The sequence below is a fragment of the Pseudomonas sp. LD120 genome, from assembly GCF_009861525.1.
In the GTDB taxonomy this organism is placed as follows: domain Bacteria; phylum Pseudomonadota; class Gammaproteobacteria; order Pseudomonadales; family Pseudomonadaceae; genus Aquipseudomonas.
In genome coordinates, this window is sequence record NZ_WVHL01000005.1 from 418,611 (window position 1) to 442,509 (window position 23,899).

The window sequence follows — 23,899 nt, forward strand, 5'->3', positions numbered from 1 at the left end:
AAAATATGGTCAGCCGCGTGACGGAGGATTAGCTTAGGCAGCCACGACTAATTCGATGTGAGGTGTGTCATGTTGCTTGAAACATGGCTGGCGTTCTTTGCCGCCAGTTGGTTGATCAGTCTTTCTCCGGGCGCCGGCGCCATCGCGTCGATGTCCTGCGGCCTGCGATACGGTTTCTGGCGCGGTTACTGGAACGCCCTGGGCCTGCAACTGGGCCTGGCCTTGCAGATCGCAATTGTCGCCGCCGGTGTGGGAGCCATCCTCGCGGCATCTGCCACCGCCTTTTATGCGATCAAATGGTTCGGCGTGGCGTACCTGGTGTACCTGGCGGTCAAACAGTGGCAAGCGCTGCCTAGCGACCTCAGTGACGATGCGGCGATTCGGCCGATCGGCAAGCCTCTGGCTCTGGTGTTCCGTGGTTTCCTGGTGAACATCAGCAACCCCAAGGCCCTGGTGTTCATGCTCGCGGTGCTGCCGCAGTTCATTGATCCGCACGCGCCCCTGATCCAGCAATACCTGATCCTCGGTGCCACCATGATCGTGGTCGACCTGATCGTCATGGCCGGCTACACCGGACTGGCCTCCAAGGTTCTGCGCCTGCTGCGCACCCCGGCCCAGCAACGGCGCCTGAACCGCACCTTCGCCGGTTTGTTTATCGGCGCCGCGGGCCTGCTGGCGACCCTTCGCAGAGTATCCGTGTAAGCGTTTCAGCGATGAAAAAGGCGACTCGGTGAGTCGCCTTTTTCATTTGCGGATGGCTTAGCGCAGGATAACCGGCGCCGTGTCCGGCGGCAGGTTGTTGCGCATCGGCGCTTGTCCCGACGGCTCGTAGCCGCCGTGACCCAACTGCTCGGCCATCTGCTGGGCGACGTCTTCACCGAGGCTCTTGGACACCTCGCGCACCACCCGAGGGCGGTTCAGCGAGACGCGGATGTCACGGCTGTTCACCAACTTAGTGTCCTGACCCTCGCCCATGGCGGTGAACGCCGAGGTGATTTCGAAGGTGCGGGTGTTGATCAGGCTGAAGTCCGCCACCAGGGTCAAGCCCAGTACCGCCGAGTAGCTATTGGTGTTGGCCAGCTCGTTGATGTCCTGAGTGAAGTCGATGTCCGACAGGGTGCCGAACAGCACATAGTCGGCGCCTTTGAAGTTGCCGGCCTTGATGCGCTTGATCACGTCGTAGACGTTGGCCTTGGACGCATCGGTGTGCGGCGAGCCTTGCACCAGCTTGAACATCCCGGACTTGAGTATTGCGCCCTTGATGTCGCCGGTGAACTTGCGCAGTTCGCCTTCTTCGATGTAGCTGCTGCTGGATTCCATCTCGTTGTAGCTGGCCGAGCCGCTGGAGCTGTAGTAGCCCTCGCGGTAGTTCTGCTGGGCCGAGACGACGTGAATGTATTCCTGCACACGTTCCTGGTAGGCCAGGTCCATGACTGCAACTTTCGGGGCCGCCTGCGCGCTGAAGGCGCAGGCCAGGGCCAGGATGCCAATCCATGCACGCATTGTTTAACGCTCCGTGGTCTTGCGGATCTCTTTTTCGTCCATCCACTCAGCCAGACCGCTTTCAACGTCGATCAGTTGCAGGCTGAATTTGTAGAAGACGTCCTTGTAATCGCTGCTGCGCTTGACGATCGAGCTGATGGAACCCTCAAGGCGGTACTTGGCGGCGATCATGTTGCCGGTTTTGGCCACCGTGGACTTCTTGTACAGGCCGCTTTGGTTCTGCAGCTTGAGTTGGTCGACCTGGCTCTGCATCGCGTTGTTGTCGCTGGCGAAGCGAGCGGTGCCGGACTTCATCAGTTGAGTTTTGATCGAGGTGGTGATCTCGCGGGTATCGATGTACTCGCTGGTCTTGTTCTTCACGTCGTAGACCTGAACCACTGGGCGACCCTGAAGGATGCCGGATTGGGCCAGGGAACGGGTCATGGATTCGGCGATCATCTGCAGGTCGGTGGAGCCGAACTCGTTGGTCACCAGTTCAACGGCTTTGCTGTCGCCGTAGCTGATGTTCTTGCCGCCCAGTACGGGGGAGGTGTTGGCGCAACCGCTGGCCAGCAAGGCGACCACGGCGAGGAAGGAAAAGCGTGCAAACATGGAGGTACTCTCTTGATCGGGATCAGGGACGGCTTATTGGGTTTTGACTTCGATGCGGAAGTCGGTGGCCTTGGGCACAGGCGCAATGGCCGGCAGGAACGTGGCCTGGGCTGCATACAGGTTGAAGACTTTCCAGCTTTCTTCATCGGCCACCGGGAAACCATCGTCGCCCAGCCAGACGAAGCGGTAGTACATCGTCATGTTGGTGTGGCTGGTGTTGTTCAGCGCCACCTTGACCGTCAGGAAGCCGTTTTCACGGGCGACCCGCATTGCTCCGATGGCGATGTTGTTGAATTTGTTCATGACCACCACTTTGCTTGCGGCGCTGCCGGGAGCGGGGGGCGGTGGGGTGGCGCAACCGGCCAGAACGGCCAGTGCGGCAACAGCGAGTAGTTTCAAGCGCATGAAGGGCTCCGCTTAAGGTTGTTGGTTGTTGGCCATGTGCTGGCCGGCGTTGTTCGGGATGACACGGCTGGCCAGACCGCTGCTGAATACTTGGTTGCCGACCACTCGCAGGGCAATCACTTGGTAGCGCTGATCCACCTTGACCTGCACCTGAGTGCCACCCAGGGCGTTGGGCAGGCTTAGGTTGTGCTCGCCCTGCTTGAGGCGCAAGCGCGCCACCTGAGTGTTGTCCGGCAGGGTGCGCCAGGTGCGGGTGTCGGCGCCTTCGGTCACGGCCGAGGCCAGGCCGACGGCCAGACCGGCCAACGGGTTGACCTCGTTAAGGTTCTTTTGCGTGATGCCACGGGTGATGGCGCGCACGCTGGTGCGCAGGATGATCCCTGGCATGTCGTCACGCAGGGCACGGCGGGACATGGCGGTGGTGCTGTTGAGCAAGGTCAGGTTCTGTTGCTGGCCGTCGATGCCAATCTGGGTGAAGGTCTGGGTCGAAGTGTCGGCCTTGATCACCGGGAACGACAGCGGGGTGATCACCAGATTGCCGTTGATCGGCAGAGGCAGGGGAATGCGCACCGAGTCACGAGCCGGGGCCAGGCCGCTTTGCACCACGATCAGCACATCGCTCTCATCCGCTGCCAGGGCCGGAAGGGCTGAGGTCTTGGCGGCCTTTTGGCGCTTGGACTTTGCCGATTTGCGTTTGCTGTTTGCCTTCACGGGCGCTGCCGGGTTGTCCAGGTTCAGCAGGGCCTGTTCCAGCAGCGGGGTGTTGGGGCGCAGTTCGGCCGCCTTGCGGTAGCCGGGAGCTGCCAGGTCTTTTTCGCCCAGGGCTTCGTAGACGAAACCGGCCAGATAGTGACTGAAGGCGCTCTGGTAGCTGTTTTTCAGATTGACCACGTCCGGTGCGTCGAGGGCTTCCACCGGGTAGCCCTTGAGGTCCTTGTACTCCATCTTGATCCCTTGCTTCTCGGCCTCATCCTCGCGCTTGAGGTATTCCTTGTCGCGCAACTCGGCGATCACGGCTTCGCGTTCGTGGGTCTTCTTGATCGCCATGCGGGCGCCGTCGAAGTCGTTGCTGGCCAGCAGGTTCATGGCCATCTGGGTGGTCAGCATGACTTTTTCGTAGTCATAGCCTTCGTAGCGGCGGACCTTGTCGTTGATCAAGAAACTGCCGAACTGGGCCAGGTATTTGTCGGTGTCGAACTTGACCGAGTCTTCCCAGTTGCCCACTACCTGATCGGCCTGGCTCCAGGCGGCCTGGCTGCCGTTGAGGTCACCCTTGGCGCGCAGCAGTTCGCCCTTCTCGAAGTAGTAGAGCAGGTCCTTGTCTTCACCCAGGTTGTGTTTTTCCAGCAGGCTCAGGGCCGCATCGAGGTTACCGGCGCGCAGTTGCTGATTGGTTTGCTCAAGTTCGTTGTCGTAGCTGCGAAAGGCCGAACAACCAGTCAGCAGAGTGACTGCGCACAACGCAATCGAGGTAAGGGCGCGGGATGCCATGGGTACTTCTTCTTCCCTGAATGAGACAGCCTAGTGTGCGGGTAGGGCTGGACGAACCCACTGGCAGGCACAGTGATTAACCTGCCAGTTCCTCATAAGAAGAGGAGCTTAAATACCGTCTCGCGATAAAGAAGGCGCGGCATTATAAACGTGGTTTTGGGTGCTGTAATGGCTTTTTGATTTCAATCTGCTCGGGTTGACCACTATGCGAACCACTGCTCATTGCACGCCCAACAAGGTGGTCAGCGGGCTACTCTCCGGGGTCGATGGGGTAATGGCGAACAGTCGCTCGCCGACGCGGCGCAGGCTGATGACCTGATAGCGTTGATCCAGCTTGAACCTGTGCTCGCCGGCCTGGCCCAAGGCCAAGCGGTGCAGGCCCTTCTTCAGCCGCAGGCGGGTCACCAGTGTGGTATCCGGCAGGGTACGCCAGGTACGGGTGTCGGCGTCTTCAATGAGCACGTTCAGGCGCTGTCGTTCCTTGGCGCGTTCCGGGTCTTTCTTCATCTGCTGGGCCTGGTAGGACGCGTAGGACTGGGCACGATAGGTGGTGCGCAGGATGATGCCCGGCAGATCGTCGCGCAGGGCGCGGCGGGACATGGCGCTGACGCTGTTGAGGGCGGTCAGCGACTGTTTGCGACCGTCCACCTTGATCTGCTGCAGGGGGCTGGTGGAGTGGTCGGCGACCATGATCGGGAAGGACATCAGCGTCGGGATCGGCTGGCCCTCGATGTCCACCGTCACGGGTAACTGGACTGAGCCGCGGGCGGGTGCCAGGCCATTTTGCACGATGATCAACAGGTCGCTTTCATCGGCCTTGGCGGTTCCTCGGTCGAGGTTGCGCAGGGCCTGTTCCAGTAGCAGGGTGTGGGGGCGAAGCTCGATAGCCTGGCGGTAGCCGGCGGCGGCCAGGGCCTTTTCGCCCAGGGCTTCGTAGAGGTAGCCGGCCAGGTAATGGCTGAATGCACTCTGGTAGCTGTTTTTCAGTTCCAGCACTTCGGGAGCGTCCAGCGTAGCGACCGGATAGCCCTGCAGATCCTGGTAGCGCACGTTGATCCCCTGGTTGCGGGCCTGTTCTTCGAGTTGCAGGTATTGTTTGTCCCGCAGCTCGGCGATCAGCGCTTCGCGCTCATGGGTTTTCTTGATCTCGATGCGGGCACCGTCGAAATCCTGCAGGGCCAGATGGTTGATCGCCATCTGGGTGGTCAGCATGACCTTCTCGTAGTCGTAGCCTTCGTAGCGCCGGACCTTGTCGTTGATCAGGTAACTGCCGAATTGGGCCAGGTACTTGGCGCTGTCGAATTTCACCGACTCTTCCCAGGTGAACACCACCCGGTCGGCGCGGCGCCAGGCGAGCTGGCTGCCAATCAGATCGCCCTTGGCCCGCAGCAGCTCGCCCTTTTCGAAGTAGTACAGCAAGTCCTTGTCCTGCCAGGGGTTGTGCCGCTCCAGCAAATCCAAAGCGCCCTCGACATTGCCTGCTTGCAGTTGCTGGTTGGTCTGTTGCAGTTCCAGGTCGTAGTTGCGAAAGATCGAACAGCCGCTCAACAGCAGCAGGATCGATAGCAACGAGGGGATGAGGCAGCGGGTCATAGACGGTGTTTCTTCCCTGAACGAGACCTGCAAGAGGTGGTGCATTATCGGTGGCTGGCAGGAGGCAGGGAAGGGCTGTCGCGAGATTGTGGCGATGGCTTGCCCATGCAGTGTTATCTGCAGATCTGCGCCGTTGGGCGGGCCGCGGTCGGCGCAAGTGTATCAACAGGCGGATAAGTCTTGAGTGAAACTGATTGGGAGTGAACAATATGTTACTTCGTATTTCCATTTGAGATTCGTTCATGACTGCCACTTCCCGTTTACTGGCGTTGTTGATGCTGCCGGTGCTCGTGCTCTGCAGCTTCAATCTGCTGGCCGATACCGTTGAAGGCGCGCCGAAGGCTTTGCACCTGCTGGATTACATCGGGGCGGACTATCCGCCTACGGTGCAAGCCGGCCAGGTCGTCGACGAATCGGAGTACCGCGAGCAAGTGGAATTTCTCGGGGTCTTGCAGGGGCTGATTGCCGAGTTGCCGGTCAAACCGGAGAAGGCCGAGCTGGAGCAGGGCATCAGCAGCCTGCGCAAGGCGGTCGCCGATCGCGCGGACGGTAGCCAGGTGGCGCGTCTGGCACGCCAGATGGGTGCCAAGCTGGCGGTGGCGTATGAGGTCAGTCAAGCGCCGATCATTACTCCGGACCCGGCTCGCGGCGCGCCGTTGTATGCCCAGCACTGTTCGGTCTGCCACGGGGCGCAAGGTGCCGGCGACGGCCCGGCGGGGGTTGGCATGGCGCCGCCTCCCGCCAATCTGCGCGACGTTGCACGCCTTGATCGCCTGAGTCTGTACGCCATCTACAACACCCTGGGTTTGGGCGTGGAGGGCACCGACATGCCGTCTTTCGCCGATCAGTTGGATGAACGTCAGCGTTGGGATCTGGCCACCTACATTGCTGGATTCAGCGCCGATCCGGCGGCTGCCAAGGATTCGCAGCGCTTCAACCTGGCCGATCTGGCCCGGCAGACGCCCGGCGAGGTACTGGCCGCCCAAGGCCCGCAGGCGGCGGCGACCTTCCGTGCCCAGCGCGCCCGGCCACCACAGGTCAAGCGTGGGCCGGGGCAGTTGCTGGACTACACCGCCGCCACCCTGGACAAGAGCCTCGCGGCCTATCGCAATGGCGATCATGATCAGGCCTACGACCTGTCGGTAGCGGCTTATCTGGAAGGCTTCGAGCTGGTGGAAAGCTCTCTGGACAACGTCGATGCCACGGTCCGCAAGGACACCGAAAAGGCCCTGATGGCTTACCGTCAGTCGTTGCAGGACGGTCTGCCGGTGACTCAGGCCCAACAACGGCTGGACGTGGCCAAGGCCAAGCTCAAGGCATCTGCCGAGTTGTTGGGCGGCGACGGCCTGAGCTGGTCCCTGAGCTTTATCTCCGGCTTGCTGATCCTGCTGCGCGAGGGCCTGGAAGCGATTCTGGTGCTGGCGGCGATCCTGGCGTTCCTGCGTAACACCGGCCAGCAATCGGCGGCGCGCAGTGTCAACCTCGGCTGGGGCCTGGCGCTGCTGGCGGGCCTGGGGACCTGGGCCTTGGCGGCTTATGTGATCGACGTCAGCGGTTCTCAGCGGGAACTACTGGAAGGGGCTACGGCGCTGTTCGCCAGTGTCATGGTGTTGTGGCTTGGGGTGTGGATGCATGATCGCCGGCATGCGGCGGCCTGGCAGGACTACATCAAGAGCAGCCTGGTGGGCGGTGGCGGCCGCTTTGGTTTTGCGGTGCTGGCGTTCTTCTCGGTCTACCGCGAGTTGTTCGAAGTGATCCTGTTCTACGAGACCCTATGGCTGCAGGCCGGTCCTGCCGGGCACAACGCCGTGCTGGCCGGTGGTGCCAGCGCCCTGGTGCTGTTGGTGGGCCTGGCCTGGGTGATTTTGCGCGGGTCGGCCAAGCTGCCGCTGGCGCTGTTCTTCGGCATCAACGCGGCGCTGTTGTGCGCGCTGTCGGTGGTGTTTGCCGGGCACGGGGTCAAGGCGTTGCAGGAGGCAGGTATCTTTGGCACTCGGCCGGTGCCGTTCTTCGACTTCGACTGGCTGGGCATTCATGCCGACGCCTATTCCCTGGGTGCCCAAGTCGTGGCGTTGTTGGCGATCGTGGTGCTCTACAGCCGCAGTCGCATGGGAGAGAAGCGCCGCCTGCAGGCCTCTTGAGCCGGCGCCATTGTTGATAGCGGGCGAGCCTGTTCCTGCGGGGGCGGCTTGCCCGTTTTGCATGTCGTGAGGAGAACCTTCAATGCGTGTTTGGATCGATGCCGACGCTTGCCCCAAGGCCGCTAAGGATCAAGTGGTGCGCTTTGCCCTCAAGCGCCAGTTCGAGGTGGTGCTGGTGGCCGGGCAGGCGCAGATCAAACCGGCCTTTGCCTGCGTCAAGCTGATAGTGGTGCCCAGTGGCCCGGATGCGGCCGATGACTATCTGGTGGCACACGCGGTGCCCGGTGAGCTGGTGATTTGCAGCGATGTGCCATTGGCTGATCGTCTGGTGAAAAATGGCGTGGCGGCGCTGGACCCGAGGGGCAAGGAGTTCGATGAGCAGAACATGGGCGAGCGCTTGGCGGTGCGCAATCTGTTCACCGATCTGCGGGAGCAGGGGCAGGTCGGTGGTGGACAGGGGCCTTATGGCGATCGTGAGAAGCAGGCATTCGCCAATGCCCTGGACCGGATCCTGACCCGTCTGGCGCGTCAGGCTTGAAAGGGCGGGTGGTGGCGAGGGCGCTTACTGCGGTTTGCGAGCCTAGCCGGCGTTGGGACCGCTTACCGCCTGGCGGCCCCAGCGCCCTCGCCACGGGGGTTACTTTTGTGGGCCGATCACTGCTCGCCTTCGTGGGTCAACTCCAACACCCGGTCCACCAGCTTGTTGATGCCCGAGGCGGCTTCGCTGATTGACTGCGCCAGCATATAGGCAGGGGTCGTCACCAGTTTGCGCGCCTGGTCTTCGATGATGTCGCCCACCGCGCAATCGGCGTGGGTGGCGCCCATTTTCACCAGGGCCGCCGCAGTGTCGGCGTCGTTGCCGATGGTGCAGGTAACGCCCGGGCCGTAGATTTTCGCCGCCAAGGCCGGGGCAATGCACATCAGGCCCACCGGCTTGCCGGCTTCGGCAAAGGCTTCGGCCAGGGCCAGTACGTCCGCCTGGACCGTGCAGGCGGCACCTTGGGTGGCGAAGTCGGAGAGGTTCTTGGCCGCGCCGAACCCGCCGGGAACGATCAGTGCATCGAAGTCGTTGACGTCGGCTTGGCTCAGGTCCTTGACCTCGCCACGGGCGATGCGTGCCGATTCCACCAGCACGTTGCGGGTTTCGGGCATGGTTTCACCGGTCAGGTGATTGAGCACATGCATCTGTGCAATATTCGGCGCGAAGCACTGTACCTGGGCGCCGCGTTGATTGAGGCGCAGCAGGGTGATCACGCTTTCGTGGATCTCGGCACCGTCGAACACACCACAACCGGAAAGGATCACTGCAACTTTTTTGCTCATGGGGTTTTTCTCCAGATTCTTGACGTTCACTGTTCGCCAAATGCCCAGTGTGTTACTCGATGGGTGCCTTAGGTTCCTTGGCTTGCTCCTGGGCCGCAAGCTGTTCGGCCGCGTAAATCTGCTTGGCCAGGCGCGCGTTCTTGAATCGCCGCCGTAGCCACAGGCCGAAGCCCAGGACCAACAAGGCGCCCAGTACCCAGAGTTCGTACTTCTTGATGCTGCCGAGCATGCCTTCCATGACCGCCCCAAAATGGTAGGCCGCCGAGGCCAGCGCCAGGGCCCAGACCGCTGCGCCAATGCCATTGAGCAACAGGTAGCGTCCGGGCGGGTAGCCGGACAGGCCGATGGCCACGGGCATTACCGTGCGCAGGCCATACACGAAGCGAAAGCTGAGTACCCAGATGTCCGGGTGCTTGCGGACATGCTCCAGGGCCCGGTCACCCATCAATTGCCAGCGCGGTTTGCGTGCCAGCAGTCTGCGGCCATGCTTGCGCCCCAGGAAGTACCACAGCTGGTCGCCGGCGTAGCTGCCGAAGAAGGCGACCACCACCACCAGGTTGATGTCCATGTATCCGCGGAACGCTAGAAAACCGGCAAGAACCAGAATGGTTTCGCCTTCGAAAAACGTGCCGAGAAAGAGGGCGAAGTAGCCGAAATCCTGAAGAAATTGTTGGAGCATTGTCTGGATGCTGGCGAAATGAACGCGCAGCCTACCCCTTCGACGACGTTCGGGAAAGTATCGCGATGTGTCTCGACGCGAACAATTCGCCCAATGACAATGTGTGTTGCTGCCGGTCAACAGCCTGAGCACAACTGTCATCTGTTCGTCATAATGCCCGCTTATAACTGTCACGCTTGCCCGCCAGCGCGGGCACTGGAGTCCGCCGTGAGCTTTACCCCTGCCAACCGCCTGTTTCCAGCTACGCGTCTGCGGCGCAATCGTCGTGATGATTTCTCCCGCCGTCTGGTTCGTGAAACCCGACTGAGCGTGGATGACCTGATCCTGCCGGTGTTTGTGCTTGAGGGTCAGAATCGACGCGAGGCGGTGGCTTCGATGCCGGGCGTGGAGCGCCTGACCATCGACCTGCTGCTGGAAGAGGCGGCGCATTGGGTCGAGCTGGGGATTCCGGCCCTGGCGCTGTTTCCGGTGACGCCGGCCGAATTCAAGTCCCTGGACGCTGCCGAAGCCTGGAACCCGCAGGGCATTGCCCAGCGCGCCACCCGCGCCCTGCGTGAACGCTTCCCGGCACTGGGCGTCATCACCGATGTGGCCCTGGACCCGTTCACCACCCATGGCCAGGACGGCATCCTCGACGAACACGGCTATGTACAGAACGACATCACCGTCGATGCTCTGGTGCGCCAGGCCCTGTCCCATGCAGAAGCCGGCGCTCAGGTGGTGGCGCCGTCGGACATGATGGACGGGCGCGTCCAGGCGATCCGCGAAGCCCTGGAGCTGGCGGGTCACGTCAACGTGCGGATCATGGCCTATTCGGCCAAATACGCCAGCGCCTACTACGGTCCCTTCCGCGAAGCGGTGGGCTCGGCGCTGAACCTGGGCAAGGCCGACAAGGCCTCGTACCAGATGGACCCGGCCAACGGTCAAGAAGCCCTGCACGAAGTGGCGGCGGACCTGGCGGAAGGAGCGGACATGGTCATGGTCAAGCCAGGCATGCCGTACCTGGATATCCTTTTTCGGGTCAAGGATGAATTCAAGGTGCCGACCTTTGTCTATCAGGTCAGCGGCGAATACGCCATGCACATGGCGGCGATCGAGAAGGGTTGGTTGGGTGAAGGGGTTATTCTTGAATCCCTGACCGCTTTTAAACGTGCAGGTGCCGATGGCATCCTGACTTACTTTGCCGTTCGTGCTGCTCAATTGTTACGAGAGCAAAAATAGCCCTCCCAGGAACACGCGATGAATACTGAAGGACTCTCAGAAGTTGCCGTAAAAGACGCTCAGCCGGTGGTCGAGCCAGTGGTTGAAACCCCACCGGAGATGGAGCCTGCACCAGCGGCTGCGGCAGCGGTGGCCGAGGTGCAACCAGCGCCGGCCATTGTCATTCCCAACCTGGATGACAGCAGCCTGTATATCCACCGCGAGCTGTCGCAGCTGCAGTTCAACATCCGCGTGCTGGAACAGGCGCTGGATGAGTCCTACCCGCTGCTGGAACGCCTGAAGTTCCTGCTGATTTTCTCCAGTAACCTGGACGAGTTCTTCGAGATTCGCGTCGCCGGCCTGAAGAAGCAGATCACCTTCGCCCGTGAGCAGGCCGGTGCCGATGGCCTGCAACCGCACCAGGCCCTGGCCCGAATCAGCGAGCTGGTGCATGGTCACGTTGACCGTCAGTACGCGATCCTCAACGACATCCTGCTGCCGGAGCTGGAGAAGCATCAGATTCGCTTTATCCGTCGCCGGCACTGGACCACCAAGCTCAAGACCTGGGTCCGGCGCTTCTTCCGCGACGAAATCGCACCGATCATCACCCCCATTGGCCTCGACCCGACGCACCCGTTCCCGCTGCTGGTGAACAAGAGCCTGAACTTCATCGTTGAGCTCGAAGGCATCGATGCCTTTGGCCGCGACTCGGGTCTGGCGATCATTCCGGCGCCGCGCTTGCTGCCACGGATCATCAAGGTGCCGGAAGAGGTCGGCGGCCCTGGCGACAACTATGTGTTCCTGTCGTCGATGATCCACGCCCACGCCGATGACCTGTTTCAGGGCATGAAGGTAAAAGGCTGCTATCAATTCCGCCTGACCCGTAACGCTGACCTGGCGGTGGACACCGAGGACGTCGAAGACCTGGCCCGTGCCTTGCGCGGCGAGCTGTTCTCGCGCCGCTACGGTGATGCGGTGCGCCTGGAAGTGGCCGACACTTGCCCCAAACACCTGTCGGACTACCTGCTCAAGCAGTTCAACCTGCACGAGACCGAGTTGTATCAGGTCAACGGCCCGGTGAACCTGACGCGGCTGTTCAGCATCACCGGCCTGGACAGTCACCCGGAGCTGCAATACACCCCGTTCACCCCGCAGATCCCCAAGCTGCTGCAAAACAGCGAGAACATCTTCAGCGTTGTCAGCAAGCAGGACATCCTGCTGCTGCACCCGTTCGAGTCCTTCACTCCGGTGGTCGACCTGCTGCGCCAGGCCGCCAAGGACCCGCATGTGCTGGCGGTGCGCCAGACCCTGTACCGCAGTGGCGCCAACTCGGAAATCGTCGACGCTCTGGTGGACGCGGCGCGTAATGGCAAGGAGGTCACGGCGGTGATCGAGTTGCGAGCGCGGTTTGACGAAGAATCCAACCTGCAGATGGCCAGTCGCCTGCAAGCGGCGGGCGCGGTGGTGATCTACGGCGTGGTGGGCTTCAAGACCCACGCCAAGATGATGCTGATCCTGCGTCGCGAGGCCGGCGAAATCGTGCGTTATGCCCACCTGGGCACCGGTAACTACCACGCGGCCAATGCTCGTCTGTACACCGACTACAGTCTGCTGACCTCCGACGATGCCTTGTGTGAAGACGTCGGCAAACTGTTCAGCCAGTTGATCGGCATGGGCAAGACCCTGCGCATGAAGAAGTTGCTGCACGCGCCGTTCACCCTGAAGAAAGGCATGCTCGACATGATCGCCCGGGAGACTCAGTTCGCCCTGGACGGCAAGCCCGCGCACATCATCGCCAAGTTCAACTCGCTGACCGATCCGAAGATCATCCGCGCGCTGTACAAGGCCAGCCAGTCCGGCGTGCGTATCGACCTGGTGGTGCGTGGCATGTGCTGCCTGCGTCCGGGGATTGCCGGGGTATCGCACAACATCCACGTGCGTTCCATCATCGGCCGCTTTCTGGAGCACACCCGGGTGTTCTACTTCCTCAACGGCGGCGAGGAGCAGATGTTCCTCTCCAGTGCCGACTGGATGGAGCGCAACCTCGACAAGCGGGTCGAGACCTGCTTCCCGGTGGAAGGCAAGAAGCTGATCCTGCGGGTCAAGAAAGAGCTGGAAAGTTACCTCACCGACAACACCCACAGCTGGAGCCTGCAGTCCGACGGTCGTTACATCCGCAACACGCCGACCGGCAACCAGAACCCACGCAGTGCCCAGGCGACCTTGCTGGAGCGTCTTGGCAGCCCGGTATTGCCAGTGCGTTAAACGCGATAGGCGCCCACGAAAAAAGGCCAGTCCGATCATCGGGCTGGCCTTTTTCGTAATTTGTGTCCCGTCTTGAATAAGGTTTACGCCTCCTGAGCTGTTTTTCAGGAGGGCGTAATGGAATCAGCAAAAAGGCGCAGTCAGCGAGACTGCACGCTGACTTCTAAATTGTCGGTCGTCGACCCGGTCGAGAAAGGCGTGGTGCCTGTTTGTCAGCGAGATGGCTCCTTCAGTCCCGGTGTGCAGGGTCAGCTAACGTTGAGCACGATGCCGACCCGGGTCAGCCATTCCGCTTCAAGGGCGAAGTCGGCCTGGGTCAGCTGGTTTTCATCCAGCCAGTTTTCCGGGAACTCCACATCCAGATGATCGCCGCTGGCGCTGAGGCTCACCTGGGGCATTTGCTGGGTGCCGCGGATGTGGTGGAACAGGATGGCAAAGCGCAGCAGCACGCACAGGCGGATCAGCTTGATGCCGTCATCACCGAACTCGGCGAATTTTTCCTTGGGAATGTTGCGGCGATGACCACGCACCAGCAGCGCCAGCATCTGCTGGTCTTCCCGGGAGAAACCGGCCAGGTCCGAGTGTTCGATCAGGTAGGCGCCGTGCTTGTGGTAGTGGTAGTGGGCGATATCCAATCCCACTTCGTGGACTTTCGCCGCCCAGCCCAACAGCTCGCGCCAGACGCCGTCTTCCAGGTCCCAGTCGGCGGCGACCTGGTCGAAGGCGCGCAGGGCCTTGCCTTCAACGCGCGAGGCCTGTTCCAGGTCGACGTGGTAGCGCTCCATCAGCGAGCTGAGGGTACGCTCGCGAACGTCTTCGTGGTGATGACGGCCCAGCAGGTCATAGAGCACGCCTTCACGCAGGGCGCCTTCGCAGTGGTCCATGCGCTGCAATTCCAGCGCGTCGAAGATGGCTTCGAGAATTGCCAGGCCCGCGGGGAAGATTGCCCGGCGATCGGGTTTGATGCCTTCAAAGTCGATCTTGTCGGTATCGCCGAGCTTGAACAGCTTGCGCTTGAGCCAGGCCAGCCCTTCGGCGTTGACCTCGCCACTGCCCTGGCCGCCGGCCTTGAGGGCCAGGCCAATGGCGCGAATGGTTCCCGAGGAGCCGATGGCTTCGTCCCAGGTCAGGCGATGCAGCGCGTGCTCGATGCTCATGATTTCCAGGCGCGCGGCAGTGTAGGCCTGGGCGTAGCGGGCGGGCGTGACCTTGCCGTCGCGGAAATAACGCTGGGTGAAGCTGACGCAACCCATTTGCAGGCTTTCCCGCAGCAGGGGTTCGAAACGCTGGCCAATGATGAATTCGGTACTGCCGCCGCCGATGTCGGCCACCAGGCGCTTGCCCGCGGTGTCGGCGAGGGTGTGGGACACGCCGAGGTAAATCAGGCGCGCTTCTTCGCGGCCGGAGATGACTTCCACGGGGTGGCCGAGGATTTCCTCGGCGCGGCGAATGAATTCGCCACGGTTGCGTGCCTCACGCAAGGCGTTGGTGCCCACGATGCGCACCGTGCCTGGGGGCATGCCGTTGATCAGTTGCGAGAAGCGCTTGAGGCAGTCGAGCCCACGCTGCATGGATTCTTCGTTGAGTTGGCGTTCTTCGTTGATTCCGGCGGCCAGTTGAACCTTTTCGCCCAGCCGCTCGAGAATGCGGATTTCACCGTTCTGGGCCTTGGCCACGACCATGTGAAAGCTGTTGGAGCCCAGATCGATTGCGGCGATCAAGGACAGATTCTTGGCTTGGGATTGGGGCATGGGGGGGGTCTCGGTCGATAACCTCGCCATCCTGCCACGATCACAGGCTCGCGCCAACGCGCAGTATCTAATGGCTTGATTCAACGCACTAAAGTGCGCGCCACGGAGCCGTGTCACCGCAGGTGCGGGAGTATCGCGCTCGAGATTGCCTGAGGTCCTGCGGACCTTTTCGCAGCCTCGCTTAGGCCCGACAGCGGCGCCGGGGCGTTTGGGGGGGGGCGCGTGCGTTTCAGTGAATGGTTTTGGTTATATAAAAATTCTTAAATAGTATTTTTAAGAATATCCATGGCTATCTACTATTGTGCCCACGCCGCAAGCAGTGCCGTAACTGCCCCAGGCACTTCTCATTCAGGAGCAACACCATGAGCGCCTCTCTACGTAGCGTTGACGGTCAGGACGAAGCAACCCTCTTGCGGGAAATTCAAAGCGCGCTGCGGGATCTGCGCTTTGGCGCGGTGGAAATCACCGTGCACAACGCCCAGGTCGTGCAGATCGAACGCAAGGAAAAATTTCGCTTGCAGCAGCCCGGCAACAAGCCCGGCTGAACGCTGCTTCATCCTCTCGCCATCGAGAGGCCCGACTGGTCAACCGGAGGGCGTTATCCATGACCGCCAGTCTGAGCCCCAGCGTTCACCCTCGAGGGCGGACCTGATGCGCCATAAGAAAAATCCCAGCACCTTAAAAATAGGGAGCTCCATCATGTCGTCGATTCGCCGTTATGCCCTGGCCGCCCTCGCCAGCGCCGTTTTTGCCGGTTCCGCCGTGGCCAAGGATTACCAGTTGCTTAACGTGTCCTACGACCCGACCCGCGAGCTGTATCAGGACTACAACGCCGAGTTCGTAAGCTTCTGGAAGCAGTCGCACCCTGGCGACACCGTGAAGGTCCAGCAATCCCACGGGGGCTCCGGCAAGCAGGGCCGTGCGGTGATCGACGGCCTGCGCGCCGACGTGGTGACCCTGGCCCTGGCCGGCGACATCGACGAAATCGCCAAGCTCGGCAAGACCCTGCCGGCGGACTGGCAGCAGCGCCTGCCCGACGCCAGCACGCCCTACACCTCGACCATCGTGTTCCTGGTGCGCAAGGGCAATCCCAAAGGCATCAAGGACTGGGGCGACCTGATCAGGAAAGACGTCTCGGTGATCACCCCGAACCCGAAAACCTCTGGCGGCGCCCGCTGGAACTTCCTCGCCGCCTGGGCCTACGGCCTGAAGAGCGGCGGCAGCGAAGCCAAGGCTGAGCAATACGTGAAGGCGCTGTTCAAGCAGGTGCCGGTGCTGGACACCGGTGCGCGCGGTTCGACCATCACCTTCGTCAACAACGGTCAGGGCGACGTGCTGCTGGCCTGGGAAAACGAAGCCTTCCTGGCCCTCAAGGAAGACGGCGGCACTGACAAGTTCGAGATTGTCGTGCCGTCGCTGTCGATCGTCGCTGAGCCGCCGGTGGCGCTGGTGGACAAGAACGCCGAGAAGAAAGGCAACAGCGAAATCGCCCGGGCCTACCTCGAACACCTGTACAGCCCGGCGGGCCAGGCCATTGCCGCCAAGCACTTCTACCGCCCGCGGGACAAGGACGTCGCGGCCCAATATGCCCAGCAGTTCCCCACCCTGGAACGGGTGACTATCGACAAGGACTTCGGCGGCTGGAAGACTGCGCAACCCAGATTTTTCAAGGACGGCGGGGTGTTCGACCAGATCTACCAGGCCCAATAAGCCACATCGACCACCGCCAGTAACCGCGAGGCTGTTGGTGAATCTCTCAAGGCCACCGCGCTCATCGCTGATGCAGTCGTGGTGATTGACGAGTTTCGTGGGCCGGCTCGCTCTTACATGTTAACCAAGGACTTTTATGTCGCGTCGTATCTCCCCCGTCATACCCGGCTTCGGGCTGACGCTGGGTTACACCTTGGTGTACCTCAGCCTGATCGTGCTCATTCCCCTGGCGGCGATGTTCGTGCATGCCGCGCAACTCACCTGGGATCAGTTCTGGGTCATCATCTCGGCGCCACGGGTGCTCGCCGCGCTCAAACTGAGCTTCGGCACCGCGCTGTGCGCGGCCATCATCAACGGTTTGATCGGCACATTGCTGGCCTGGATCCTGGTGCGTTACACCTTCCCCGGGCGCAAGATCATTGATGCCATGATCGACCTGCCATTCGCCCTGCCCACCGCCGTGGCCGGCATCGCCCTGACCGCGCTCTACGCGCCCACCGGCCTGGTGGGCCAGTTCGCCACCGACCTGGGTTTCAAGATCGCCTACACGCCCCTGGGCATTACCCTGGCGCTGACCTTCGTCACCCTGCCGTTCGTGGTGCGCACGGTGCAGCCGGTGCTGGCGGACATTCCCCGTGAAGTGGAAGAGGCCGCCGCTTGCCTCGGCGCCAAGCCCTGGCAGGTGTTCCGCCATATCCTGGTGCCGGCCTTGCTGCCGGCCTGGCTCACCGGGTTTGCCCTGGCGTTTGCCCGGGGCGTCGGCGAGTACGGTTCGGTGATCTTCATCGCCGGCAACATGCCGATGAAGACCGAGATCCTGCCGCTGCTGATCATGGTCAAGCTCGACCAGTACGACTACACCGGCGCTACCGCCATCGGCGTCATGATGCTGGTGGTTTCCTTCATTCTGCTGCTGCTGATCAACCTGCTGCAGCGGCGCATCGAACGACCTTAAGGAGGCGCGAACATGTCCCAATCGTCTATTTCCGTCGCCGCCTCCGCCAACGCCGCGCGCCGTGGCAGCGCCACGTCGCGGCGTGTGCTGATTGGCCTGGGCTGGCTGATTTTCGCCCTGTTCCTGCTGCTGCCGCTGTTCATCGTGGTGTCCCAGGGCTTGAAGCTGGGCCTGGGGGCTTTCTTCGCCGCGATCTTCGAGCCCGACGCCCTGTCGGCGCTGAAACTCACGGTGTTCGCGGTGTTGATCTCGGTGCCCTTGAACCTGGTGTTCGGGGTCAGCGCGGCTTGGTGCGTGAGCAAGTATTCGTTCCGTGGCAAGAGCATCCTGGTGACCCTGATTGACCTGCCGTTCTCGGTGTCGCCGGTGATCGCCGGTCTGGTCTACATACTGATGTTCGGCGCCCAGGGCCTGCTCGGCCCCTGGCTTTCCGATCACGACATCCAGATCGTTTTCGCCTTGCCGGGCATCGTCTTGGCCACCATCTTCGTCACCGTGCCCTTCGTCGCCCGGGAGCTGATTCCGCTGATGCAGGAACAGGGCACCCAGGAAGAGGAAGCCGCGAGGTTGCTCGGGGCCAACGGCTGGCAGATGTTCTGGCACGTTACTGTGCCCAACATCAAATGGGGCCTGATCTACGGCGTGGTGCTGTGTACCGCCCGGGCCATGGGCGAATTCGGCGCGGTGTCGGTGGTCTCCGGGCACATTCGCGGGGTCACCAACACCCTGCCGCTGCACGTGGAAATCCTCTACAACGAGTACAACCACGTCGCCGCCTTTGCCGTCGCCAGCCTGTTGCTGATCCTGGCGTTGTTCATCCTGCTGCTCAAGCAGTGGAGCGAATCCCGAATCAACCGCCTGCGCGCCAGCGCCGCGGAGGAATAAGACATGTCGATCGAAGTCCGTAACGTCAGCAAGAACTTCAACGCCTTCAAGGCCCTCAACAGCATCAACCTGGACATCCACAGCGGCGAGCTGGTGGCCTTGCTCGGCCCGTCCGGCTGCGGCAAGACCACCCTGCTGCGGATCATCGCCGGCCTGGAAACGCCGGACGACGGCAGCATCGTGTTCCACGGCGAGGACGTTTCCGGCCACGACGTGCGTGATCGCAACGTCGGGTTCGTGTTCCAGCACTACGCCCTGTTCCGCCACATGAGCGTGTTCGACAACGTCGCCTTCGGCCTGCGCATGAAGCCCAAGCACCAGCGCCCCAGCGAGAGCAAGATCGCCGAAAAGGTTCATGACTTGTTGAACATGGTGCAGCTGGACTGGCTCGCCGACCGCTACCCGGAGCAACTGTCCGGCGGCCAGCGCCAGCGTATCGCCCTGGCCCGGGCCCTGGCGGTGGAGCCCAAGGTGCTGCTGCTGGACGAACCCTTCGGCGCCCTCGACGCCAAGGTGCGCAAGGAGCTGCGGCGCTGGTTGGCGCGGCTGCACGAAGACATCAACCTGACTTCGGTGTTCGTCACCCACGACCAGGAAGAAGCCATGGAAGTGGCGGACCGCATCGTGGTGATGAACAAGGGCGTGATCGAACAGATCGGCTCCCCGGGGGATGTGTACGAGAACCCGGCCAGCGACTTCGTCTACCACTTCCTTGGCGACTCCAACCGCCTGCACCTGGGCGAGGACCACCACGTGCTGTTCCGCCCGCACGAAGTGTCGCTGTCGCGTTCGGAGCTGGAAGACCACCACGCCGCGCAAGTGCGCGACATTCGTCCCCTGGGCGCCACCACTCGGGTGACCCTCAAGGTGGAAGGGCAGAGCGATTTGATCGAAGCCGAAGTGGTGAAGGACCACGACAGCCTGATCGGCCTGGCCCGTGGCGAGACGTTGTTCTTCAAGCCCAAGGTCTGGCAAAAACTCTCCAGCTTCTGAGTCGTCTCCCACGCAGGCGTCCTCGCGGTCTGCAACTGACCCGAGGGCGCCGTTGTCGGCCAGCGGAGTGTCGCTTGGGGCGACTGCGGCAGCAGGATAATGGCGCTCAGCTATTGCCCCTAGCCCGATTCGATCTATGCCCCGTTCCCTGGCCGCCACAATCGTTATCTACGCTGGAAATTGTGCCAGGAGGGTGCGATTGAGGCGTCCATGACGGACCGGCGTTTTGTCTCCTGGCCAGCCTGATGCTACCAAGGAGACCAGCATGAAAGAGGACGTCTATCAGCCCGCTTTGAAATGGGGCTATGCACTATGCGGCATGTTGCTCAGCCCCCTAGCCCTTGCTGTTGATCCACCAAGCCTTTCCCCATTCGTACCCTTCGACGTGGCGGTCACCGCTCCTCCTAAACCGACCCTGAAGAGCCTGCAGCATGATTTCGATGTGCTGTCCTGGCAGACCTTTATTGCCCTCAATTGGCCAGCCGGGGAGGACGGCGCCGCCGCTCCGGGCCCGATCGGTAAAGAGGACGGCGCCACTGTCTGGGAAGGCTGGAAAGAGAGCTACCAGATCTTCCGCGCCAAGGGCGAGAAGCCATTGCCCTGGGATGCTCCGGCCATCATTCCCAAGGCCTGTGAAGGGCTCAAACCCGGGCGCCTGCTGCAGCAGATGGGCAAGGTCGCGGGGGTTCTCGATGAGTTCATCCAGCCGTTCCAGAGCGGTCCGCTGGTGGACCAGAGCGGCACTTACACCCGCAACGAAATCGTGGTCAACCGACCGATGTTCGACGACATCACAGGCAACGGTCTGTACAGCGTCGAGGGTCAGCAGGCGTATTTTGCCGCCAGCAGTAATCACCGCGTGGCCTTCAGTTGCGGCTCAGAAGCCAAGCAGGAGAACGGCGCAATCATGGTCAAGGCCTCGTGGAAGGTGTTGGACGGCACCGACCAGCGCAGTCGTTTTCATACAGTCGATGCCCTGGTCTACACCCCCGGCAACAGCGATCCGACGCATGGCCCCATCGTCGAAGAGTCGTGCAAGGCCGAGCCGGTAGGGCTGGTGGGCCTGCACATCGTGCACAAGACCAAGGAAGCGCCGCAGTGGGTGTGGTCGACCTTTGAGCACGTGGATAACGTGCCGGAAAAGACCACGCCGCTGGAGCAACGCCAAGGGCCGTACCTGTTCTACAACGCCGCCAGCCCGGCCAAGGTCAACGAGCCGCCGCCCCGGCCATGGAACCCGGCGGTCAAGGCCGCGCCGTCGCAGATTGTGCGCGAGATTCCCCTGACCGATGAAACTCGCGCGTTGAACAGCACCTATCAGACGCTGCTGCGCACGGCCAATCCCCAGAGCGTCTGGGCCAACTACCAGTTGATCAGCACCCAGTGGCCTGCCGATCCGGCCAATGACTGCAACGTGCTGTCGCCGACCAACCCCTTGGGCAGCCCGGCGCCAACCTTCCTCGCCAACGCCACCCTGGAGACCTTTATCCAGGGTACCGTGCCCCAGGCGTCTTCCAGTTGCATGGACTGCCATAACAACGCCACGACCCGGGTCACCCAGAGTCCGCGAACCAGCTTTGCCGACTTCACCTTTCTGCTGGAGCGGGCCCAATCCACGGGCGCCGCAGGGAGTAAACCATGAGTAGCGAACGCGAGAACTTTGTCGGCCTGTCCTCGGCACTGCTGGGGATCGACCGCAAGCGCCTGGCGCCGACGATCGACCCTATCGACCTGCCCAGCCAGTTCCTGGCCTATATCCGCCCGCGGCTGACTGAATCCCTGCTCAACGACCTGCTCAGCCAGTACGCCAGTCTGTTCAACGACCAGAAGAAGGAGCAGAAAGAGATCGCCCAGATCCTGCTGATGAACGGCGACGCGCCAGCCACTACTCAAGGGGCCAAGGCGTGCCGGTCGATCATGAAGATGTGGCTGCTGGGCGTCTGGTATCAGCCCTATGACGCCGGTCCGTACAAGGAAAAGCAGCAATCGGTCGTGTCCGACCTGGCCTACCAGCAGAGCTGGGCCTGGAGAGTCGCCCAAGCCCATCCCATGGGCTATAGCCAGTTTCATTTCGGCTACTGGAGCGAGACCCCACCCAGCCTGGAGGCCTTTACCGGAGTGCCCGCCAAGGGTCAGCAAGGAGCTTCGTCATGAGCACAGAACAAGCAGATGTGGTGATCGTCGGTGCCGGTCTGGCGGGCAGCATCATCGCCTACCAACTGGGCCTGGCCGGGATCAAGGTGCTGGTGCTGGAGTCTGGGCCGAGCGTGCCGGCCAATCGCACCCAGTACATGGAGCGCTTCTACAACGCGACTCTGAAAACCCCTGAGTCGCCCTATCCACCGGTCAGCAACCTGCAGCCAGCGGAGTTCCCGGAACTGCAGCCAGCCCAGCAGAACGCGCCACGCCCGACCATTGCCGACCTGATCAACGGCTGGAAAAACCCCATGACCAGCTACCTGGTGCAGAAAGGCCCGGAGGCGTTCACCAGCACCTATGAGCGGGTCGGCGGCGGCACCACCTGGCACTGGGTCGCCACCTGCCTGCGCATGCTGCCCAACGACTTCCGCCTCAACTCGCTGTACGGCGTCGGGGTCGATTGGCCGATCAGCTACCAGGACCTGCAAAGCGCCTATTGCCGCGCCGAGGCGGAGATCGGCGTGGCAGCGGATGTGGCCGAGCAGGGCTACCTGGGCATGACCTTCGGCGAGGGCTATCAATTCCCCATGCACGGTATTCCCCTGTCGCTGGTGGACGACAGCTTCGTCAAGGCGGTGGCGGGGCATTCCTTCGATAACCTGCCGTTGCGGGTGACCCCGACCCCGGCTGGGCGCAATTCCGAGCCCTATGCCGGGCGCCGGGTGTGTGCCGGCAACACCAACTGCACGCCGATCTGCCCGATCCAGGCCAAGTACGATGCCACCGTGACCCTGAACAAGGCTCTGGAAACCGGCAATGTGCGGGTGCTGTACCAGACCGTGGCGAGCAAGGTCCTGGTTGATGAGGCGTCACACATCAGTGGTATCGAGTTCATCCAGTACCAGTTGGGGGATGGTCCGCCCACCGGCCATGGTGTGGCCCAGGGGCAGTACTACGTGATTGCCGCCCATGCCATCGAGACCCCCAAGCTGCTGCTCAACTCAGCCTGCCCTGAAGCCCCCAATGGTGTGGCCAACAGCAGTGGCGAGGTCGGACGCAGCCTGGCCGATCACCCGATCTACCTGGCTTGGGGCCTGATGCCGGAAGGTCAGTCGGTGTTCCCCTATCGCGGGCCGGTGTCCACCGCAGGCATTGAAAGCCTGCGCGACGGGAGCTTTCGCGGCGAGCGTGCGGCCTGGCGCATCGAGATCGGCAACGAGGGGTTGAACTGGCCGATCGGCGACCCCTATACCACGGTGTGCGAGCTGATCGATGGCCCCGAAAAAAACCACAATGACAGCCTCACCAACCCTGTGCCGAAGCCCAAACAGGAGGCCCGGGCGCTTTACGGGCGCGAGTTGATCCAGACCCTCAATGATCGCCTGATCCGCCAGTTCCGCATCGCTTTTCTGGTGGAGCAGGTCGAGGACGACCCGAAGCATCCCCTCTGCTACATCCTGCCCTCCAAAGACTACCGCGACCGCCTGGGCATTCCTCGTCCGGAGATCCACTACAAGCTGTCGGACTACACCAAGAAGGGTTTCAAGCAGGCGCGCAAAGCTGCCAGCTACATCATCACCGAGCTGTTGGGGGCCACCGAACTGACCGACCTGAAGCCGAAACCGGAAAAAAATCCCGGGTACTTCTTCTACGACGGTGAGCCTTACAGCTTCCAGGGTGCCGGGCACTTGATGGGCACCTACCGCATGGGCGACGACCGCAAGACTTCGGTGGTGGACAAGCACCAGCGCAGTTGGGACCACGCCAATCTGTTCCTGGTGGGGGACGGGGTGTTCCCCAGCAGCGGCACCGCCAACCCTAGCCTGACCATCGCCGCGCTGTCGTTTCAGGCGGCGGATGTGCTGGCCAACGAGCTCAAGGCCGCCACGGTCACGGTCCAGGCCAACCAACCTTGGCAGGGCACCGGGGTGCAGCTCAATGGCATCAGCCCGCGTCTGGTGCGCTATGTCAGCGGGCGCTGGTCCGCCAGCCCGGCGGGCGGCATGGTCGATGGTCAGGGCAACCCGGCGTACGCCGCCAAGCCCGGCTACACCTTGCCGGGGGCCAGCGAAGGGGCGCTGATCGGTCGGGTCGGGGCCGATGGCGAACCCTTCCTGATCGGTGATCTGGCGGAGATACCGGCGGGCCAGCGAGGGGAGCTGCAACTGTGCATCAACGATGACCTGAACGGGCGTTACGGTGTCGGCCTGCAGGACAACCAGGGTGAACTGACGGTGCGGGTGGCGTTCGGCGCCCTGTGAAAGAACCTGGCCGG

General features: G+C 62.1%; 21 protein-coding genes. 13 read left to right on the plus strand and 8 right to left on the minus strand.

Translation table 11 applies throughout. The features are described 5' to 3' along the window. Positions 1-69 precede the first annotated feature (69 nt). Positions 70-702, plus strand: coding sequence for a LysE family transporter (locus PLD_RS16230; RefSeq protein WP_159894414.1), 633 nt, complete (start codon positions 70-72; stop codon positions 700-702). A 57-nt stretch (positions 703-759) separates the two neighbouring features. On the opposite strand, the gene PLD_RS16235 is transcribed toward PLD_RS16230, so the two are convergent. The 5 genes from PLD_RS16235 to PLD_RS16255 all read right to left on the minus strand — a co-directional run bounded on the left by PLD_RS16235 (position 760) and on the right by PLD_RS16255 (position 5,583). Next, positions 760-1,503, minus strand: a complete 744-nt coding sequence (locus tag PLD_RS16235) for a penicillin-binding protein activator LpoB (RefSeq protein ID WP_159894416.1) — start codon at positions 1,501-1,503, stop codon at positions 760-762. A 3-nt stretch (positions 1,504-1,506) separates the two neighbouring features. Continuing rightward, complete coding sequence (gene lpoB, locus PLD_RS16240) at positions 1,507-2,094, minus strand: penicillin-binding protein activator LpoB (RefSeq protein ID WP_159894418.1); 588 nt, start codon at positions 2,092-2,094, stop codon at positions 1,507-1,509. 33 nt (positions 2,095-2,127) lie between these two features. Then, positions 2,128-2,499, minus strand: coding sequence for a YcfL family protein (locus PLD_RS16245; protein WP_159894420.1), 372 nt, complete (start codon positions 2,497-2,499; stop codon positions 2,128-2,130). Between the two features lie 12 nt (positions 2,500-2,511). After that, a complete protein-coding gene (locus tag PLD_RS16250; protein ID WP_159894422.1) occupies positions 2,512-3,990 on the minus strand; it encodes a COG3014 family protein in 1,479 nt (492 codons plus the stop codon). 219 nt (positions 3,991-4,209) lie between these two features. After that, complete coding sequence (locus tag PLD_RS16255; RefSeq protein ID WP_159894424.1) at positions 4,210-5,583, minus strand: COG3014 family protein; 1,374 nt, start codon at positions 5,581-5,583, stop codon at positions 4,210-4,212. A 242-nt stretch (positions 5,584-5,825) separates the two neighbouring features. Here PLD_RS16255 and PLD_RS16260 point away from each other — a divergent pair, with 242 nt between their 5' ends. Further along, positions 5,826-7,724: an FTR1 family protein gene (locus tag PLD_RS16260; protein ID WP_159894426.1), complete on the plus strand. Its 1,899-nt coding sequence runs from the start codon at positions 5,826-5,828 to the stop codon at positions 7,722-7,724. An 82-nt stretch (positions 7,725-7,806) separates the two neighbouring features. Then, positions 7,807-8,262, plus strand: coding sequence for a YaiI/YqxD family protein (locus tag PLD_RS16265; protein ID WP_159894428.1), 456 nt, complete (start codon positions 7,807-7,809; stop codon positions 8,260-8,262). 116 nt (positions 8,263-8,378) lie between these two features. On the opposite strand, the gene elbB is transcribed toward PLD_RS16265, so the two are convergent. Both elbB and PLD_RS16275 read right to left on the minus strand, forming a co-directional pair. After that, the gene (elbB, locus tag PLD_RS16270) at positions 8,379-9,047 is read right to left on the minus strand and encodes an isoprenoid biosynthesis glyoxalase ElbB (RefSeq protein ID WP_159894430.1); all 669 of its coding nucleotides are present in this window, start codon (positions 9,045-9,047) and stop codon (positions 8,379-8,381) included. Between the two features lie 52 nt (positions 9,048-9,099). After that, positions 9,100-9,726 carry a DedA family protein gene (locus PLD_RS16275; RefSeq protein ID WP_159894432.1) on the minus strand — a complete coding sequence of 209 codons (627 nt, stop codon included), beginning with the start codon at positions 9,724-9,726 and terminating at the stop codon, positions 9,100-9,102. Between the two features lie 207 nt (positions 9,727-9,933). Here PLD_RS16275 and hemB point away from each other — a divergent pair, with 207 nt between their 5' ends. Both hemB and ppk1 read left to right on the plus strand, forming a co-directional pair. Next, a complete protein-coding gene (gene hemB / locus PLD_RS16280; protein ID WP_159894434.1) occupies positions 9,934-10,947 on the plus strand; it encodes a porphobilinogen synthase in 1,014 nt (337 codons plus the stop codon). A gap of 18 nt (positions 10,948-10,965) precedes the next feature. Beyond that, positions 10,966-13,191, plus strand: coding sequence for a polyphosphate kinase 1 (gene ppk1 / locus PLD_RS16285; RefSeq protein WP_159894436.1), 2,226 nt, complete (start codon positions 10,966-10,968; stop codon positions 13,189-13,191). A gap of 248 nt (positions 13,192-13,439) precedes the next feature. Here ppk1 and ppx read toward each other — a convergent pair whose 3' ends face one another. Continuing rightward, positions 13,440-14,942, minus strand: coding sequence for an exopolyphosphatase (ppx, locus tag PLD_RS16295; RefSeq protein WP_159894440.1), 1,503 nt, complete (start codon positions 14,940-14,942; stop codon positions 13,440-13,442). Positions 14,943-15,304: 362 nt separating this feature from the next. Between ppx and oscA the strand changes: the two genes are divergently transcribed. The 8 genes from oscA (at position 15,305) to PLD_RS16335 (ending at position 23,885) form a co-directional block, all read left to right on the plus strand. Beyond that, positions 15,305-15,487 carry a sulfur starvation response protein OscA gene (gene oscA, locus PLD_RS16300; RefSeq protein ID WP_159894442.1) on the plus strand — a complete coding sequence of 61 codons (183 nt, stop codon included), beginning with the start codon at positions 15,305-15,307 and terminating at the stop codon, positions 15,485-15,487. Positions 15,488-15,641: 154 nt separating this feature from the next. Further along, positions 15,642-16,652 carry a sulfate ABC transporter substrate-binding protein gene (locus PLD_RS16305; RefSeq protein WP_159894444.1) on the plus strand — a complete coding sequence of 337 codons (1,011 nt, stop codon included), beginning with the start codon at positions 15,642-15,644 and terminating at the stop codon, positions 16,650-16,652. Between the two features lie 136 nt (positions 16,653-16,788). Then, on the plus strand, positions 16,789-17,607 hold the full coding sequence (gene cysT / locus PLD_RS16310; RefSeq protein ID WP_159894446.1) for a sulfate ABC transporter permease subunit CysT: 819 nt from the start codon (positions 16,789-16,791) through the stop codon (positions 17,605-17,607). A 12-nt stretch (positions 17,608-17,619) separates the two neighbouring features. Continuing rightward, positions 17,620-18,492 (plus strand): sulfate ABC transporter permease subunit CysW, encoded by an 873-nt coding sequence (gene cysW, locus PLD_RS16315; RefSeq protein WP_159894448.1) that lies wholly within the window; start codon positions 17,620-17,622, stop codon positions 18,490-18,492. A 3-nt stretch (positions 18,493-18,495) separates the two neighbouring features. Then, positions 18,496-19,485 carry a sulfate/molybdate ABC transporter ATP-binding protein gene (locus PLD_RS16320; RefSeq protein WP_159894450.1) on the plus strand — a complete coding sequence of 330 codons (990 nt, stop codon included), beginning with the start codon at positions 18,496-18,498 and terminating at the stop codon, positions 19,483-19,485. A gap of 319 nt (positions 19,486-19,804) precedes the next feature. Further along, positions 19,805-21,127 (plus strand): cytochrome C, encoded by a 1,323-nt coding sequence (locus PLD_RS16325; protein WP_256674807.1) that lies wholly within the window; start codon positions 19,805-19,807, stop codon positions 21,125-21,127. Next, positions 21,124-21,639, plus strand: a complete 516-nt coding sequence (locus PLD_RS16330; protein WP_159894454.1) for a sorbitol dehydrogenase — start codon at positions 21,124-21,126, stop codon at positions 21,637-21,639. The genes PLD_RS16325 and PLD_RS16330 overlap by 4 nt, the downstream gene beginning before the upstream one ends. Continuing rightward, positions 21,636-23,885 carry a GMC family oxidoreductase gene (locus PLD_RS16335; RefSeq protein WP_159894456.1) on the plus strand — a complete coding sequence of 750 codons (2,250 nt, stop codon included), beginning with the start codon at positions 21,636-21,638 and terminating at the stop codon, positions 23,883-23,885. The genes PLD_RS16330 and PLD_RS16335 overlap by 4 nt, the downstream gene beginning before the upstream one ends. Positions 23,886-23,899: the final 14 nt, after the last annotated feature.

What these genes read in the sequence shown, in the direction of transcription:
- lpoB (WP_159894418.1), bottom strand. Translation starts at nt 2,094, where the DNA reads ATGTTTGCACGCTTTTCCTTCCTCGCCGTGGTCGCCTTGCTGGCCAGC.
- PLD_RS16265 (WP_159894428.1), top strand. Translation starts at nt 7,807, where the DNA reads ATGCGTGTTTGGATCGATGCCGACGCTTGCCCCAAGGCCGCTAAGGAT.
- PLD_RS16260 (WP_159894426.1), top strand. Translation starts at nt 5,826, where the DNA reads ATGACTGCCACTTCCCGTTTACTGGCGTTGTTGATGCTGCCGGTGCTC.
- PLD_RS16245 (WP_159894420.1), bottom strand. Translation starts at nt 2,499, where the DNA reads ATGCGCTTGAAACTACTCGCTGTTGCCGCACTGGCCGTTCTGGCCGGT.
- PLD_RS16305 (WP_159894444.1), top strand. Translation starts at nt 15,642, where the DNA reads ATGTCGTCGATTCGCCGTTATGCCCTGGCCGCCCTCGCCAGCGCCGTT.
- PLD_RS16335 (WP_159894456.1), top strand. Translation starts at nt 21,636, where the DNA reads ATGAGCACAGAACAAGCAGATGTGGTGATCGTCGGTGCCGGTCTGGCG.
- ppx (WP_159894440.1), bottom strand. Translation starts at nt 14,942, where the DNA reads ATGCCCCAATCCCAAGCCAAGAATCTGTCCTTGATCGCCGCAATCGAT.
- elbB (WP_159894430.1), bottom strand. Translation starts at nt 9,047, where the DNA reads ATGAGCAAAAAAGTTGCAGTGATCCTTTCCGGTTGTGGTGTGTTCGAC.
- PLD_RS16275 (WP_159894432.1), bottom strand. Translation starts at nt 9,726, where the DNA reads ATGCTCCAACAATTTCTTCAGGATTTCGGCTACTTCGCCCTCTTTCTC.
- PLD_RS16250 (WP_159894422.1), bottom strand. Translation starts at nt 3,990, where the DNA reads ATGGCATCCCGCGCCCTTACCTCGATTGCGTTGTGCGCAGTCACTCTG.
- PLD_RS16255 (WP_159894424.1), bottom strand. Translation starts at nt 5,583, where the DNA reads ATGACCCGCTGCCTCATCCCCTCGTTGCTATCGATCCTGCTGCTGTTG.
- PLD_RS16320 (WP_159894450.1), top strand. Translation starts at nt 18,496, where the DNA reads ATGTCGATCGAAGTCCGTAACGTCAGCAAGAACTTCAACGCCTTCAAG.
- PLD_RS16325 (WP_256674807.1), top strand. Translation starts at nt 19,805, where the DNA reads ATGTTGCTCAGCCCCCTAGCCCTTGCTGTTGATCCACCAAGCCTTTCC.
- cysT (WP_159894446.1), top strand. Translation starts at nt 16,789, where the DNA reads ATGTCGCGTCGTATCTCCCCCGTCATACCCGGCTTCGGGCTGACGCTG.
- PLD_RS16330 (WP_159894454.1), top strand. Translation starts at nt 21,124, where the DNA reads ATGAGTAGCGAACGCGAGAACTTTGTCGGCCTGTCCTCGGCACTGCTG.
- oscA (WP_159894442.1), top strand. Translation starts at nt 15,305, where the DNA reads ATGAGCGCCTCTCTACGTAGCGTTGACGGTCAGGACGAAGCAACCCTC.
- PLD_RS16230 (WP_159894414.1), top strand. Translation starts at nt 70, where the DNA reads ATGTTGCTTGAAACATGGCTGGCGTTCTTTGCCGCCAGTTGGTTGATC.
- cysW (WP_159894448.1), top strand. Translation starts at nt 17,620, where the DNA reads ATGTCCCAATCGTCTATTTCCGTCGCCGCCTCCGCCAACGCCGCGCGC.
- ppk1 (WP_159894436.1), top strand. Translation starts at nt 10,966, where the DNA reads ATGAATACTGAAGGACTCTCAGAAGTTGCCGTAAAAGACGCTCAGCCG.
- PLD_RS16235 (WP_159894416.1), bottom strand. Translation starts at nt 1,503, where the DNA reads ATGCGTGCATGGATTGGCATCCTGGCCCTGGCCTGCGCCTTCAGCGCG.